The sequence below is a fragment of the Streptomyces sp. NPDC044921 genome, from assembly GCF_056432865.1.
Map to the genome: position 1 here is coordinate 20992 of NZ_JBWKIF010000028.1, position 13778 is coordinate 34769.

Consider the following 13778-nt stretch of genomic DNA (forward strand, 5'->3'; position numbering starts at 1 on the left):
TGATCACCGGGCCGTACGCACATCACCAGGAGGAAGACCCGTGACCGAACAGCAGCACCCCGGCGAGCAGCACCCGAACCCGGAGTTTCCCTCCCAGGACCAGCCGCACCCGGGCTGGACGGGGCCCATGGACCCGCCCCCGGACCACGGCGAGGAGTCGTACCGCGGCAGCGGCCGGCTCGAGGGCCGCAAGGCCGTGATCACCGGCGGGGACTCCGGCATCGGCCGCGCGGTCGCCCTGGCGTTCGCCCGTGAGGGCGCCGACGTGCTCTTCACCCACCTCGACGACGAGAAGGACGACGCGGCGGAGACCACCCGGCTGATCGAGGACGCCGGCCGGCGTGCCGTGCCCGTCTCCTGCGACATCCGCGAGGAGGACAACTGCCGGGCGCTCATCGAGCGTGCCGTCGACGAGTTCGGCCGGATCGACGTGCTGGTGAACAACGCGGCGTACCAGATGTCGCAGCCCGACGGCATCGAGGCGATCTCCACCGAGCAGTTCGACCGCGTGCTGCGCACGAACCTGTACGGCATGTTCTGGCTGTGCAAGATGGCCCTGCCGCACATCCCGGAGGGCGGCAGCATCATCAACTCCACGTCCGTGCAGGCCTACAAGCCCAGTCCGCACCTGCTGGACTACGCGATGACCAAGGGCGCCATCGTCACGTTCACCCAGGGCCTCGCCCAGATGGTGATCGACCGGGGCGTCCGCGTCAACGCCGTGGCGCCGGGCCCCGTGTGGACGCCGCTGATCCCGGCGACGATGCCGGACACGCAGGAGTTCGGCAAGCAGGCGCCCATCGGGCGGCCCGCGCAGCCGGCCGAGATGGCTCCGGCGTACGTCTTCCTGGCCTCGCAGGAGGCGTCGTACATCACCGCCGAGATCGTCAACGCCACGGGCGGTACCCCGCTGCCGTAAAACCCGGCGCGTGACGCGCACCCCGTAGGGCAGACTCGGCGCCATGGAGACCGCCGAGTTCCTACGAGTGCTCCGCAGTGAGGGCACGCTGCTGGCCGCGGCCGCCGAGCGGGCCGGGACGGACGCCAAGGTGCCGGCCTGCCCGCAGTGGCAGGTGCGTGACCTCCTGCGGCACACGGGGGCGGTGCACCGCTGGGCCGCTTCGTACGTCACCGAGCGGCACACCGAACGCCGCCCCCTGAGCGAACCGGCCGGCCTCGACGGGGCGGAGCTGCTGGCCTGGTACCGCGACAGCCATCGCCGTCTCGTGGACGCCCTGGCCGAGGCCCCGCCCGGCCTGGAATGCTGGACCTTCCTGCCCGCGCCGTCCCCGCTGACCTTCTGGACCCGGCGGCAGGCCCACGAGACGGCCGTGCACCGCGTCGACGCGGAGTCGGCGCGCGGCGGCGAACCGACCCCCCTCGCCCCGCGGTTCGCGACCGACGGCATCGACGAACTGCTGCGCGGCTTCCACGCCCGCGCCCGGAGCCGGGTGCGCACCCCCGGGCCCCGCGTGCTGCGCGTGCGCACGGACGACACCGGCGCGGTGTGGACCGTGCGGCTGTCCCCGGAGCCGCCCGTGACCGAGCGGGGCGCGTCCGGCGAGGCCGAGTGCGAAGTGTCCGGCCCCGCCGGCCGGTTGTACCTGGCCCTGTGGAACCGGGCCCCCCTGCCGTCGGTCACGGGCGACCGGGCGCTCGCCGACCTGTGGCGGGAGACATCTGCGATCTGACCGGCGGGGCCCGGGCGGCCCGTCCCGCCCGGGGCCGGCCGTCGGCTTTTGTTGCGCCTGAATTAAATGCGCTTGCATCCCATGCATGCGCATGTAGTCTCTCGGGCATGACCTCTCCGCTCACCACACCGACGTCCGGCGGACGTTGGACTCCCCGGCTCTGGGGCACCCTCCTGGTGCTGTGCGCCGCGATGTTCCTGGACGCCCTCGACGTGTCGATGGTCGGCGTGGCGCTGCCGTCCATCGGCGCCGACCTGGGCCTGTCGACCTCCGCACTGCAGTGGATCGTCAGCGGCTACATCCTCGGCTACGGCGGTCTGCTGCTCCTCGGCGGACGCACCGCCGACCTGCTGGGCCGGCGCCAGGTGTTCCTGGTGGCGCTGGGCGTCTTCGCGCTGGCCTCGCTGCTCGGCGGTCTCGTCGACTCCGGCCCGCTGCTCATCGCCAGCCGCTTCGTCAAGGGCCTGAGCGCGGCCTTCACGGCCCCCGCCGGCCTGTCCATCATCACCACGACGTTCCCCGAGGGCCCGCTGCGCAACCGGGCGCTGGCCATCTACACCACCTGCGCGGCCACCGGCTTCTCCATGGGCCTGGTCCTGTCCGGCCTGCTCACGGAGGCCAGTTGGCGCCTCACCATGCTGCTGCCCGCCCCCATCGCCCTGATCGCGCTCGTCGCCGGCCTGAAGCTGCTGCCGCGCAGCGAACGCGAGAAGAACCACAACGGCTACGACATCCCCGGCGCCGTCCTCGGCACCGCGTCGATGCTGCTGCTGGTCTTCACCGTCGTCCAGGCACCGGAGACCGGCTGGGCGTCGGCCCGCACGCTGCTGTCCTTCCTCGCCGTGGCCGTCCTGCTGACCGTGTTCGTCGTGGTCGAGCGGCGCTCGCCGGGCCCGCTGATCCGGCTCGGCGTGCTGCGCTCCGGCAGCCAGGTCCGCGCCCAGCTCGGCGCCATGACCTTCTTCGGCTCCTACGTCGGCTTCCAGTTCCTCGCCACCCTCTACATGCAGTCCCTGCTCGGCTGGTCGGCGCTGCACACCGCGCTCGCCTTCCTGCCCGCGGGCGCGCTGGTGGCCGCGTCCTCGACGAAGGTCGGCGCGATCGTGGACCGGTTCGGCACCCAGCGGCTGATCGCCGTCGGCTTCGCCCTCATGGTCCTCGGCTACGCGCTGTTCCTGCGCGTCGACCTCGACCCGGTGTACGCCGCGGTCATCCTGCCGAGCATGCTGCTGATCGGCGCGGCCTGCGCCCTGGTCTTCCCCTCGCTCAACATCCAGGCCACCAACGGCGTCGACGACCACGAGCAGGGCATGGTCTCCGGGCTGCTCAACACCTCGGTGCAGGTGGGCGGCGCGATCTTCCTGGCCGCGGTGACGGCGGTGGTGACCGCCAACTCCCCCGAGGCCGAAGGCGCCTCCCCGCAGGCCGTCCTCGACAGCTACCGGCCCGGCCTGGTGGTCGTCACCCTCATCGCCCTCGCCGGCCTGCTGATCACCCTCACCGGCCTGCGGACCCGCCGGAAGCGGCCGTCCGTCGTGGTCGCCGTGTCCACCCCGAAGGAGGCGGAGCGCGTCGCCGTGCGCGACTAGCGCGACCAGGGGGACCGCCTCCCCCCGTGTGCCCGGCGGGCCTGCCTTGCCCGCCGGGCACACACCTGTTTGACTCACCGCATGACCACTCACGGGGGACGGCGCACGCAGGCCGAACGCGATGCGATCACCGTCGAGATCGGATACGCGCTGTGCAGCGCCGCCTTCGCCGCGGCGGTCGTCTTCGGGGCCGTGGCCGGGCCGGCGCTCCTGTTCGACCTCCCGGACACGGCGGAGACGCTGCTGATGCGCGCCGGAACGGTGCTCGCGCCCGTGCTCTTCGCCGCTCGGGTCGCGAGCGTGCTGCTGCGCTTCCGGGCGGTGGATCAGCCCAGCCAGCCCGGCCGTACGAGCCCGGACTCGTAGGCCAGCACCACCAGTTGGGCCCGGTCGCGGGCGCCGAGCTTCACCATCGTGCGGCTGACGTGGGTCTTCGCGGTGAGCGGGCTGACCACCAGGCGGCGGGCGATCTCCTCGTTGGACAGGCCGATCCCGACCAGCGCCATCACCTCGCGCTCCCGCTCGGTGAGCCGGGCCAAGGCGTCGGCCGCCGCGGGTTCCTTGGAACGGGCCGCGAACTCCGCGATCAGCCGGCGCGTCACCCCCGGCGAGATCAGCGCGTCCCCGGCGACCACCGCCCGGACCGCACGCAGGAGTTCGTCCGGCTCGGTGTCCTTGACCAGGAAGCCCGAGGCGCCGGAGCGGATCGCCTCGAAGACGTACTCGTCGAGCTCGAAGGTGGTCAGCATGACGACCTTCACCTCCCGCAGGTCCGGGTCCCCGGTGACCCGCCGGGTCGCGGCCAGGCCGTCGAGCGCGGGCATGCGGATGTCCATCAGCACGACGTCCGGCCGCAGTGCGCGGATCCGGCGCACCGCCTCCTCCCCGTCGGCCGCCTCCGCGGCGACCTCGATGTCCGGCTGCGCGTCGAGCAGCGCCCGGAACCCGGCCCTGACCAGTGACTGGTCGTCGGCGAGCAGTACGCGGATCACCGTCGTCCTCCTGACGTCGTTCCGGGTGGGGCTCAGCGGCCGGCGGAAGCCCTGAGCGGCAGTACGGCGAGCACCCGGAAGCCGCCGTCCGGGCGGGGCCCGGCCTCGATGGCGCCGCCCAGCGCGGCGGCCCGTTCCCGCATGCCGGCCAGGCCGTTGCCGCTGCCGCCCGCCTCGGCGCCGGTGGCGGGCCCGTCGTCGTCCACGCGCAGGCGCAGCACGTCCGCGTCGTGCGCGAGGCACACGCGCGCGTGCCGCGCGCCCGAGTGCCGTACGACGTTGGTCAGGGCCTCCTGGAGGATGCGGAACGCGGCGAGGTCGGTGCCGGGCGCGAGGTGCGGCGGCTCGCCCTCGACCTCGACGGTCAGCCCCGCGCTCGCCGCCTGCTCCACCAGCTCGGGCAGCCGGTCGAGGCCCGGTGCCGGAGCCCGTGGCGCGGCACCGGGCGCGCGCAGCGTGTCGAGCACCTGCCGCACCTCGCCGAGCGCCTCCTTGCTCTTGGCCTTGATCGTGGTGAGCGCCGAGCGGGCCTGCTCCGGGTCACTGTCGAGGAGCGCGAGACCGACGCCCGCCTGCACGTTGATGACGGAGATGCTGTGCGCCAGTACGTCGTGCAGTTCCCGGGCGATCCGCAGCCGCTCCTCGTCGGCCCGCCGCCGGGCGGCCTCGGCACGCTCGGCTCGTTCGCGGGCCCACTGCTCCCGCCGCACCCGGAACAGCTCCGCCACCGCCGTGATCGCCACCACCCATGTGGCGACGACGGCCTCCGCGCTCCAGGAGGCGGCCGGGTCCCCCGGCGGCGGCAGCCAGCGGTACAGCCAGTGCGCCACCAGTACGTGTCCGGCCCACAGCGTCCCCATCGCCGCCCAGGCCGCCCGGCGGTGCCCGGCGACGATGGCGCCGAAACACGCGACCGCGACGGTGAGGAGCACCGGCCCGTACGGATACCCCGCCCCGAGGTAGACCATGACGGCACCGGCCGTACCGAACACCACGGCCACCGGATGCCGCTTGCGCCACAGCAGCAGGCCCGCGGCCACCACCAGCAGCACCCGCGCGAAGGGATCCAGGGCGGCCCGCTCGTCTCCCTGCCCGTGCGCCGCGAAGTGCGAACCGGCCAGCACGAAGACGGTGAGGAGGGCGGTGGACCGCCAGGGCCACCGGGGCGCGCGCTCCCCGTCGGCCCACCCGTCCCACCGGGCAGGCCCGTGGCGCCACCACTGCGGCGGACCGCCCCGCGCGCGCTGCTCGTCCATACCGGCCACGCTAGACGCCGCCACGCCGGGCGGCGTCCCCCGCGCGTGGTGATCACGGGTACTCCCCGGGGAGTACGGGACCGGCCGGGACCCGGTTGCGTCGCCGGGCCGGGTCCCGGTTGCGCCGCTAGGCCGGCCCCCGCTGCGGATACACCAGCCCCACCCCTTGGGCGAGTTGCCCGGCCGCGTGCCGGAAGAACGCCGCCCGGTCCTCCACCAGACGGTTGAACTGCCCGAACACCTCGAACCCGACCAGCCCGTACAGCTGGGCCCACGCCGCGACGAGGGCCGTCACCGTCGCGGGCGGGAGGTCCGGGGCCAGTTCGGCGGCCAAGCGCTCGGCCTCCGGGCGCAGGCCGGCCGGGAGGGAGGGACGGGCCAGGCCGAGACCGCGGTAGGCGTCGCGGGCGATGCCGACGAGCAGCAGGCCGACCCGGGAGGCCGCGGGGACGGTGGTCCGGGGGGCGGTGTAGCCGGGGACGGGCGTGCCGTAGATGAGCGCGTACTCGTGCGGGTGGGCGAGGGCCCACTCCCGCACCGCCTCGCACACGGCGGTCCAGCGCTCGGCGGGGCCGGCGCCGGCGGCCGCCGCGTGAGCCGCCTCCGCCCTCTCGCCGAGGGAGTCGTAGGCGTCGATGATGAGGGCGGTCAGCAGGTCGTCACGGCTGGGGAAGTAGCGGTACAGCGCGGAGGAGACCATGCCGAGTTCCCGGGCCACGGCCCGCAGGGAGAGGCGGGCGGCGCCCTCGGCCGCGAGCTGTCTGCGGGCCTCGTCCTTGATGGCCGCGGTGACTTCGATCCTGGCCCGGGCCCGGGCGCCGTGTGTGCTGCTCATGCGGGGCAGTGTGCCATGGGAGCAGAGCAGTGCACACAAACGAGAGCAGTGCTCTTGCGCGAGAGCGCCGACCCCGGGCAGACTGACGCCCTGCGCTACCGAGAGCAGTGCTCTCGAAAGAGAGCAGCGCTCATGAAAGTGAGCAGCGCTCACGCGCAGCCGGGAGAGCACCGTTCCGTTACAACCCTGGGGGACCCCATGTCCGCACACGTGAAGAAGCCCGGCTGGTTCACCGTCAACGTCTTCAACCGCCTGGTCGCCTGGCTGACCCGCCGCGGCATCAGCGTCTGGGGCTCCAGGCTCCTCGCCGTCCGCGGACGCAAGAGCGGCCAGTGGCGCACCACTCCGGTCAACGTGCTGACCCTGGACGGCCGGCGGTACCTCGTCGCCCCCCGCGGTCACGTGCAGTGGACGCACAACATGCGCGCCGCGGGCGGCGGCGAACTGCGCCTGGGCAGGACCGTCGACCCGTTCACCGCGACCGAGGTGCCCGACGCCGACAAGGCGCCGATCCTGCGCGCCTACCTCAAGCGCTGGAAGGCGGAGGTCGGGGTCTTCTTCCACGGCGTCGGCCCCGACTCCCCGGAGGCCGAACTGCGCCGCGTCGCGCCCGACCACCCGGTCTTCGAGATCACTCCGGCGCGCTGACCTCGCCGGCCCCCGCCGGACGGCGGTCCATCGCGGTCAGGGCCCGCTGGGCCAGCGGATGCGTGCGGACGATCTCGCCCAGGGACGTCGCCCCCTGGGTGATCTCCTTGAACGCCTTCCAGGCCGGGCGGAAACCCGTCAGGACCGCGTGGAACAGCCCGGGACGGCGCTCGAACACCGACAGCAGCCGCTTGCCGACGCTCATCTCGACGCCGAGCCCGGCCTTGACCGCGAAGGCGTAGTTCAGGGCCTGCCGGCGTGTGTCCACGGCGTCGTGCGCCTCGGCGATGCGCACCGCCCACTCCCCCGCCAGCCGGCCGGAACGCAGCGCGAAGGAGATGCCCTCGCGGGTCCACGGCTCCAGCAGCCCCGCCGCGTCCCCGCACACCAGCACCCGCCCGCGCGAGAGCGGGGAGTCGTCGGCCCGGCAGCGGGTGAGGTGCCCGGAGGAGATGCTCGGTTCGAAGCCGGCGAGCCCGAGCCGTCCGATGAACTCCTCCAAGTACCGCTTCGTCGCGGCTCCTTCGCCGCGGGCCGAGATCACCCCGACCGTCAGCGTGTCGCCCTTGGGGAAGACCCAGCCGTAACTGCCGGGCATCGGCCCCCAGTCGATGAGGACCCGCCCCTTCCAGTCCTCGGCCACGGTCTCCGGCACCGGGATCTCCGCCTCCAGGCCGAGGTCCACCTGGTCGACCTTGACCCCGACGTGGGCCCCTATGCGGCTGGCGCTGCCGTCCGCCCCGACCACGGCCCGCGCCAGCACGACCTCGCCGCCCTGCAGCACGACCGCGACCGTGCGCCGGTCGGGCACCGCCGAGCCGTGCTGCTCGACCCGCTGGACCGTGACGCCCGTCCGCAGCTCGGCGCCGGCCTTCTGCGCGTGCTCGACGAGCCGCTGGTCGAACTCGGGCCGGTTGATCAGCCCGAACAGCATCTGCCGGGACCGCCGGGTGCGCGTGAAGCGGCCGTTGTGCGAGAAGGTCACCGCGTGCACGCGGTCCTTGAGGGGCAGCTCGAAGCCGGGGGGCAGGGAGTCGCGCGAGGGGCCGATGATGCCACCGCCGCACGTCTTGTACCGCGGCAGCTCGGCCTTCTCCAGCACCAGCACGCGTCTGCCGGCGACCGCCGCCGCGTACGCGGCCGAAGCGCCCGCGGGTCCCGCGCCCACCACGACGACGTCCCACACCTGCCGCACGTCGTCCGCCGAAGAGTTCTCGCTGCTCACGATGGTCTACTGCTCCCGATCAAGCCGCCCGCTGCTGCTGTCTCCCGCATCCTACGGCCGAGCTGGTCACAGACCGCTGTGGGAGGATCTACAGCACTCACCGCTACAACGTCGCACCCACAAGGAGCGTGCCCATGTCGTCGCATCCGGTCGCCGGGACCGTCGCCGCGCTGATGCCCAGGGCGAAGGAGGAGCTCGCCGAGCTGGTGGCCTTCCGGTCGGTTGCCGACTTCGACCAGTTCCCGCGCAGCGAGAGCGAGGGCGCCGCGCGCTGGATCGCGGACGCGCTCACCGCCGAGGGCTTCCAGGACGTGGCGCTGCTCGACACCCCCGACGGCACGCAGTCGGTCTACGGCTACCTGCCCGGCCCGGCCGGAGCGAAGACCGTCCTGCTGTACGCCCACTACGACGTGCAGCCGCCGCTGGACGAGGCCGGCTGGACGACCCCGCCGTTCGAACTGACCGAGCGGGACGGGCGCTGGTACGGGCGGGGAGCCGCCGACTGCAAGGGCGGTGTGCTCATGCACCTGCTGGCGCTGCGCGCGCTGAAGGCGAACGGCGGCGTACCGGTGCACGTGAAGGTGATCGTCGAGGGCTCGGAGGAGATGGGCACGGGCGGTCTGGAGCGGTACGCCGAGGAGCACCCGGCCCTGCTGGAGGCCGACACGATCGTCATCGGTGACGCGGGTAACTTCCGGGCCGGTCTGCCGACGGTCACCTCGACCCTGCGGGGCATGACGCTGGTGCGGGTGAGCGTCGGCACGCTCGCGGGCAACCTGCACTCGGGCCAGTTCGGCGGGGCCGCGCCCGACGCGCTCGCCGCGCTGATCCGCGCGCTGGACTCGCTGCGCGCGGAGGACGGTTCGACGGCCGTCGACGGGCTGACCGCGGACGCGTCCTGGGACGGGCTGCAGTACGACGAGGAGCAGTTCCGGCGGGACGCCAAGGTGCTGGACGGCGTGGAGCTGATCGGGTCGGGGACGGTCGCCGACCGCATCTGGGCGCGGCCCGCCGTGACGGTGCTGGGCATCGACTGCCCGCCCGTGGTCGGTGCCACCCCGTCGGTGCAGGCGAGTGCCCGCGCGCTGGTCAGCCTGCGCGTGCCGCCGGGCGTGGACGCGGCGGAGGCGACCAAGCTGCTCCAGGCGCACCTGGAGGCGCACACCCCGTGGGGTGCGCGGGTGAGCACCGAGCAGATCGGCCAGGGCCAGGCCTTCCGCGCCGACACCACCAGCCCGGCGTACCAGGCGATGGCGGACGCGATGGCGGTGGCGTACCCGGGTCAGGAGATGCAGTACGCCGGTCAGGGCGGCTCCATTCCGCTGTGCAACACGCTCGCGGCGCTCTACCCGAGGGCGGAGATCCTGCTCATCGGGCTGAGCGAGCCGGAGGCGCAGATCCACGCGGTGAACGAGAGCGTGTCGCCCGGGGAACTGGAGCGGCTGTCGGTGGCGGAGGCGCTGTTCCTGCGCAACTACGCGGCGGGCTGACGGCTCTGCCGTCGGCAGAAGGCCCTCGTCCGTGGACGGGGGCCTTCCCTACGGTCGTGTCATGGACGTCATCGAACTGCTCCCGCGTCTGCGTCTGCTGCGCTTCCCCGTCGGCCAGGCCTACCTCTGGGGCGACGGGGACGCATGGACGCTGGTCGACGCCGGTCCGGCCGGCTCCGGGGTCCTGATCGCCGGGGCGCTGACCGCGCTGGGCTCGGATCCCCGGGCCGTGCGGCGGATCGTGCTCACGCACTTCCACGAGGACCACGTGGGCGGGGCGGGCGAGTTCGCCGCGCTCAGCGGTGCCGAGGTGCTGGCGCACCGGCTGGACGCGCCGTTCGTGCGAGGTGACGTCCCGGGCCCGGAGCCGGTGTTCGAGGACTGGGAGCGCCCGCTGCACGAGCAGGCGGCGCGACTCCTGCCCGAGGAGGGCTTCGCCCGGCCCGCCGAGGTCACGGAGCTGACCGGCGGCGAGGTGCTGGACATCGGCGGCGGCGCTCACGTGGTGCACGTGCCCGGGCACACGCACGGCAGCATCGCCCTCCACCTGCCGCGGTACGGCGTGCTGTTCACCGGGGACACGGTCGCGGCGTCCCCCGTGGACGGCTCGGTGATCCCCGGGGTGTTCAACCTCGACCGCGAGGGGGTCCGCGCCGCCTGCGGACGGCTGGCCGAACTCGGGCCGCGCGTGGCCTGCTTCGGCCACGGGGATCCGGTGACGGCACAGGCGGCCCGCGCGCTGCGCGACGCGGCCCGGGGATAGGCGGGTCACCCGAGCGCCGGACCGAGCACGATGTCCTCCTCGCGCGCCGCCACCGTCGGCTCCTCGGGGAAGTGGCAGGCGGTGAGGTGCCCGGCGGGGCTGCCCTGCGCGCGCGCCAGGGGCGGCTCCTCGGCGGCGCACCTGTCCTGGGCCTTCCAGCAGCGGGTGCGGAAGCGGCAGCCGGAGGGCGGATCGACGGGCGAGGGCACGTCCCCGGCCAGCCGGATGCGCTCGCGCCGCTCGGTGGCGTCCGGGTCCGCGTCGGGGACGGCGGACAGCAGGGCGTGCGTGTAGGGGTGCCGGGGGCGGGTGTAGAGGGACTCCCGGCCGGCGACCTCGACGATCTTCCCGAGGTACATGACGGCGACGCGTTCGGAGAAGTGCCGTACGACGGCGAGGTCGTGGGCGATGAAGACGAAGGCGATGCCGAACTCCCGCTGAAGGTCCTGGAGCAGGTTGACGACCTGGGCCTGGATGGAGACGTCCAGCGCGGAGACGGGTTCGTCGGCGACGATCAGCTTCGGCCGCAGGGCGAGGGCGCGGGCGATGCCGATGCGCTGGCGCTGCCCGCCGGAGAACTCGTTCGGGTAGCGGTGGTAGTGCTCGGGGTTGAGACCGACCGTCTCCAGGAGCTCCTGGGCGCGCTTCTTGCGGCCCTGGGGCGGGTCGATGCCGTTGAGCCGCATCGGCGTCTCGACGATGGTGCCGACGGTGTGCCGGGGGTTCAGCGAGGAGTACGGGTCCTGGAAGATCATCTGGAGGTTGCGGCGGGCTTCCCGCAGCCGGGCGGGCGGCTGGTGCGTGATGTCCTCGCCGTCGAACAGGACGGAACCGCCGGTGGGTTCCAGCAGGCGCGTGACGAGGCGGCCCGTGGTGGACTTGCCGCAGCCGGACTCGCCGACCAGGCCGAGCGACTCGCCGGGCGCCACCGAGAAGTCGATGCCGTCGACCGCGCGGACGGCTCCGGTCTGCCGCTGGAGGATGATGCCCTGCCACAACGGGAAGTGCTTTCGCAGCCCGCGCACTTCCAGGAGGGTCCCGCCGGCGGGGCGGTCGGTGCTGTGCCCGGTGGCGGGCCGGGTCGTGCGCACGGCTTGCTTCCTCTCGTCCGCGGCCGTCACCGCGCGGTCCGCACGGTAGCGGTGTGGTCGTCCGGGCCGGTGCCGCCGCGGATCTCTCGTCTGGCCCCGTCGGTGAGGTGGCAAGCGGCGAGGTGCCGTTCGCTGCCGGTGAGGAGGCGCAGTGCGGGCCGCTCCAGGGCGCACCGCCCGTCCGGGACCCAGCCCTTGTAGGCGCAACGCGGGTGGAAGGCGCAGCCGTCGGGCAGGTTGATCAGACTCGGCGGGGTGCCGGGGATCGGGTCGAGCCGCTCGCCGACGTCGCCGGTGAGGTGTGGCATCGACCGCAGCAGGCCCCAGGTGTAGGGGTGCTGGGGGTTTTTGAGGACGTCGCGGGCGGTGCCGTACTCGATGCGGCGGCCGCCGTACATCACCAGGATGTCGTCGGCGACGTCGGAGACCACGCCGAGGTCGTGGGTGATGATGACGACGGCGGAGCCGAACTCCTCCCGCAGGTCGCCGATCAGGTCGAGGATCTGCGCCTGGACGGTGACGTCCAGGGCGGTGGTGGGTTCGTCGGCGATGAGCAGGGCGGGGTCGCAGACCAGGGACATGGCGATCATGGCGCGCTGGCGCATGCCGCCGGAGAACTGGTGCGGGTAGTCCCGGACCCGGCGCTCGGGCTGCGGGATGCCGACCCGCCCGAGCATCTCCACCGCGCGGTCCCTGGCCTCCTTCCTGGAGACCTCGTGGTGCACGCGGTAGGCCTCGGCGATCTGGGAGCCGACGGTGAAGAAGGGGTGGAGCGCGGACAGCGGGTCCTGGAAGATCATGGAGACGGTGCGGCCGCGCAGGGCGCGCATCTCGGCCTCCGGCAGGCCGACGAGTTCCCTGCCTTCCAGCCAGATCTCGCCGTCGACCCGGGCGCGGGTTCCCTTGTGCAGGCCGAGCAGGGCCAGTGAGGTGACCGACTTGCCGGAACCCGACTCACCGACGATGCCCAGGGTGCGGCCCTTGTCCAGGGTGAAGGAGACGCCGTCGACGGATCTGACGAGACCGTCCTCGGTCGGGAAGCGCACGCTCAGGTCGCGTACGTCGAGGAAGGGTGCGGGGGCGGGCGCGGGGTCCGCGGGCTGGGGTGAGGTCTGAACGGACACGGGTGTTCCTCAAGGACGGGGAAGGGTTCAGGCGAGGCGCACGCGCGGGTCGACGAGGCCGTACACCAGGTCGACGACCACGTTGGCGAGGACGACGAACGTCGCGGCGAAGAGCGTGGTGCCGAGGATGACGGGCAGGTCGGAGTTCTGCACGGAGTCGACCGCGAGCTTGCCGATGCCGTTGATGCCGAACACCGACTCGGTGATGACGGCGGAGCCGCCGATCAGGGAGCCGACGTCCATGCCGAAGATGGTGATGACCGGGGTGACGGCGGCCCGCAGCCCGTGCTTGAGGACGACCGTGGCGGCGGGCAGGCCCTTGGCGCGGGCGGTGCGCATGTAGTCCTCGGCGAAGACCTCCAGCATGGAGGAGCGGGTCAGCCGGGTGTACATGGCGAGGTAGACGATGACCAGGGTGGTCCACGGCAGGATCAGACCCTGGAACCAGCCGGCCGGGTCCTCGGTGATCGGGGTGTAGCCGGACGTCGGCAGGATCTGGAACCTGTCGACGAAGAGGTACAGCAGGAGCAGGCCGATGAAGTAGATCTGCACCGACACGCCGAACAGGGCCAGTCCGACCACCGCCTTGTCGGCGGCCCTGCCCCGGCGTACCGCCGCGACGGTGCCGAGGCCGACACCGAGCAGCAGGAACGCCACGGCGGCCCCCAGTCCGAGGGAGAGGTCAGCGGGGAAGTCCGACAGCAGGGTGGTCAGCACGGGGGTGTCGGTCTGGAAGGAGACTCCGAGGCAGGGCGCCGCGCAGTGGATGCGCACGCTCTGGTCGCCGAAGTCGCGCCCGGCGAACAGCCCCTTGAGGAACTCCCAGTACTGGGTCGGATAGCTCTGGTCCAGGCCCAGTGAGTGCCTGATCTCCGCGAGTCGGGAGGGGGAACAGGTCTTGCCGCAGGCCAGGAGCGCGGGGTCGGACGGCAGCGCGAAGAAGACGAAGAAGGTGATCGTGGTGATCACCAGCATGATCAGGGCCGCTGCCAGGAGGCGTCTGGTGAGGTAACGAAACATGGGTGCCGGGACCTGACGTGAGGGGGAGGCCCGCCGGCGGCCGGGGCCGCCGGC

The 13778-nt window shown here is 73.1% G+C and carries 14 protein-coding genes; 7 read left to right on the forward strand and 7 right to left on the reverse strand.

The window, feature by feature from the left end; genetic code table 11:
• Positions 1 to 40: 40 nt before the first annotated feature.
• The 4 genes from AC07DA_RS32235 to AC07DA_RS32250 all read left to right on the forward strand — a co-directional run bounded on the left by AC07DA_RS32235 (position 41) and on the right by AC07DA_RS32250 (position 3646).
• Entirely contained in the window at positions 41 to 919 is an 879-nt protein-coding gene (locus AC07DA_RS32235; protein WP_479131767.1) for an SDR family oxidoreductase, read from the forward strand.
• Between the two features lie 43 nt (positions 920 to 962).
• Positions 963 to 1691 (forward strand): maleylpyruvate isomerase family mycothiol-dependent enzyme, encoded by a 729-nt coding sequence (locus AC07DA_RS32240; protein WP_479131768.1) that lies wholly within the window; start codon positions 963 to 965, stop codon positions 1689 to 1691.
• A gap of 107 nt (positions 1692 to 1798) precedes the next feature.
• Positions 1799 to 3280, forward strand: a complete 1482-nt coding sequence (locus tag AC07DA_RS32245) for an MFS transporter (RefSeq protein WP_479131769.1) — start codon at positions 1799 to 1801, stop codon at positions 3278 to 3280.
• Between the two features lie 81 nt (positions 3281 to 3361).
• Positions 3362 to 3646: a DUF6332 family protein gene (locus AC07DA_RS32250; RefSeq protein ID WP_479131770.1), complete on the forward strand. Its 285-nt coding sequence runs from the start codon at positions 3362 to 3364 to the stop codon at positions 3644 to 3646.
• On the opposite strand, the gene AC07DA_RS32255 is transcribed toward AC07DA_RS32250, so the two are convergent.
• The 3 genes from AC07DA_RS32255 to AC07DA_RS32265 all read right to left on the reverse strand — a co-directional run bounded on the left by AC07DA_RS32255 (position 3607) and on the right by AC07DA_RS32265 (position 6363).
• Positions 3607 to 4272, reverse strand: a complete 666-nt coding sequence (locus AC07DA_RS32255; RefSeq protein WP_479131771.1) for a response regulator — start codon at positions 4270 to 4272, stop codon at positions 3607 to 3609. The genes AC07DA_RS32250 and AC07DA_RS32255 overlap by 40 nt on opposite strands.
• A 32-nt stretch (positions 4273 to 4304) precedes the next feature.
• Entirely contained in the window at positions 4305 to 5528 is a 1224-nt protein-coding gene (locus AC07DA_RS32260; RefSeq protein WP_479131772.1) for a sensor histidine kinase, read from the reverse strand.
• Between the two features lie 127 nt (positions 5529 to 5655).
• Positions 5656 to 6363: a TetR/AcrR family transcriptional regulator gene (locus AC07DA_RS32265; RefSeq protein ID WP_479131773.1), complete on the reverse strand. Its 708-nt coding sequence runs from the start codon at positions 6361 to 6363 to the stop codon at positions 5656 to 5658.
• Between the two features lie 198 nt (positions 6364 to 6561).
• On the opposite strand from AC07DA_RS32265, the gene AC07DA_RS32270 reads away from it, so the two are divergent.
• Positions 6562 to 7011 carry a nitroreductase family deazaflavin-dependent oxidoreductase gene (locus AC07DA_RS32270; RefSeq protein ID WP_479131774.1) on the forward strand — a complete coding sequence of 150 codons (450 nt, stop codon included), beginning with the start codon at positions 6562 to 6564 and terminating at the stop codon, positions 7009 to 7011.
• Here the strand turns inward: AC07DA_RS32270 and AC07DA_RS32275 are convergent.
• Positions 6995 to 8236, reverse strand: coding sequence for a geranylgeranyl reductase family protein (locus AC07DA_RS32275; RefSeq protein ID WP_479131775.1), 1242 nt, complete (start codon positions 8234 to 8236; stop codon positions 6995 to 6997). The two genes, AC07DA_RS32270 and AC07DA_RS32275, sit on opposite strands and share 17 nt — an antisense overlap.
• 134 nt (positions 8237 to 8370) lie before the next feature.
• On the opposite strand from AC07DA_RS32275, the gene AC07DA_RS32280 reads away from it, so the two are divergent.
• Together AC07DA_RS32280 and AC07DA_RS32285 are read left to right on the forward strand one after the other, a co-directional pair.
• Positions 8371 to 9726: a M20/M25/M40 family metallo-hydrolase gene (locus AC07DA_RS32280; protein WP_479131776.1), complete on the forward strand. Its 1356-nt coding sequence runs from the start codon at positions 8371 to 8373 to the stop codon at positions 9724 to 9726.
• Positions 9727 to 9787: 61 nt separating this feature from the next.
• Positions 9788 to 10489: an MBL fold metallo-hydrolase gene (locus AC07DA_RS32285; RefSeq protein ID WP_479131777.1), complete on the forward strand. Its 702-nt coding sequence runs from the start codon at positions 9788 to 9790 to the stop codon at positions 10487 to 10489.
• Positions 10490 to 10494: 5 nt separating this feature from the next.
• Here AC07DA_RS32285 and AC07DA_RS32290 read toward each other — a convergent pair whose 3' ends face one another.
• From AC07DA_RS32290 to AC07DA_RS32300, 3 genes are read right to left on the reverse strand one after another with little or no spacing between them, the layout of a single operon-like run.
• Entirely contained in the window at positions 10495 to 11580 is a 1086-nt protein-coding gene (locus AC07DA_RS32290; protein ID WP_479131778.1) for an ABC transporter ATP-binding protein, read from the reverse strand.
• Positions 11581 to 11606: 26 nt separating this feature from the next.
• On the reverse strand, positions 11607 to 12704 hold the full coding sequence (locus tag AC07DA_RS32295) for an ABC transporter ATP-binding protein (RefSeq protein WP_479131779.1): 1098 nt from the start codon (positions 12702 to 12704) through the stop codon (positions 11607 to 11609).
• Between the two features lie 27 nt (positions 12705 to 12731).
• Positions 12732 to 13724: an ABC transporter permease gene (locus AC07DA_RS32300; RefSeq protein ID WP_479131780.1), complete on the reverse strand. Its 993-nt coding sequence runs from the start codon at positions 13722 to 13724 to the stop codon at positions 12732 to 12734.
• Positions 13725 to 13778 lie beyond the last annotated feature (54 nt).

Coding starts and splice junctions, on each gene's coding strand:
- AC07DA_RS32260 (WP_479131772.1), bottom strand. CDS start 5,528: ATGGACGAGCAGCGCGCGCGGGGCGGTCCGCCGCAGTGGTGGCGCCAC.
- AC07DA_RS32280 (WP_479131776.1), top strand. CDS start 8,371: ATGTCGTCGCATCCGGTCGCCGGGACCGTCGCCGCGCTGATGCCCAGG.
- AC07DA_RS32285 (WP_479131777.1), top strand. CDS start 9,788: ATGGACGTCATCGAACTGCTCCCGCGTCTGCGTCTGCTGCGCTTCCCC.
- AC07DA_RS32250 (WP_479131770.1), top strand. CDS start 3,362: ATGACCACTCACGGGGGACGGCGCACGCAGGCCGAACGCGATGCGATC.
- AC07DA_RS32300 (WP_479131780.1), bottom strand. CDS start 13,724: ATGTTTCGTTACCTCACCAGACGCCTCCTGGCAGCGGCCCTGATCATG.
- AC07DA_RS32270 (WP_479131774.1), top strand. CDS start 6,562: ATGTCCGCACACGTGAAGAAGCCCGGCTGGTTCACCGTCAACGTCTTC.
- AC07DA_RS32245 (WP_479131769.1), top strand. CDS start 1,799: ATGACCTCTCCGCTCACCACACCGACGTCCGGCGGACGTTGGACTCCC.
- AC07DA_RS32240 (WP_479131768.1), top strand. CDS start 963: ATGGAGACCGCCGAGTTCCTACGAGTGCTCCGCAGTGAGGGCACGCTG.
- AC07DA_RS32265 (WP_479131773.1), bottom strand. CDS start 6,363: ATGAGCAGCACACACGGCGCCCGGGCCCGGGCCAGGATCGAAGTCACC.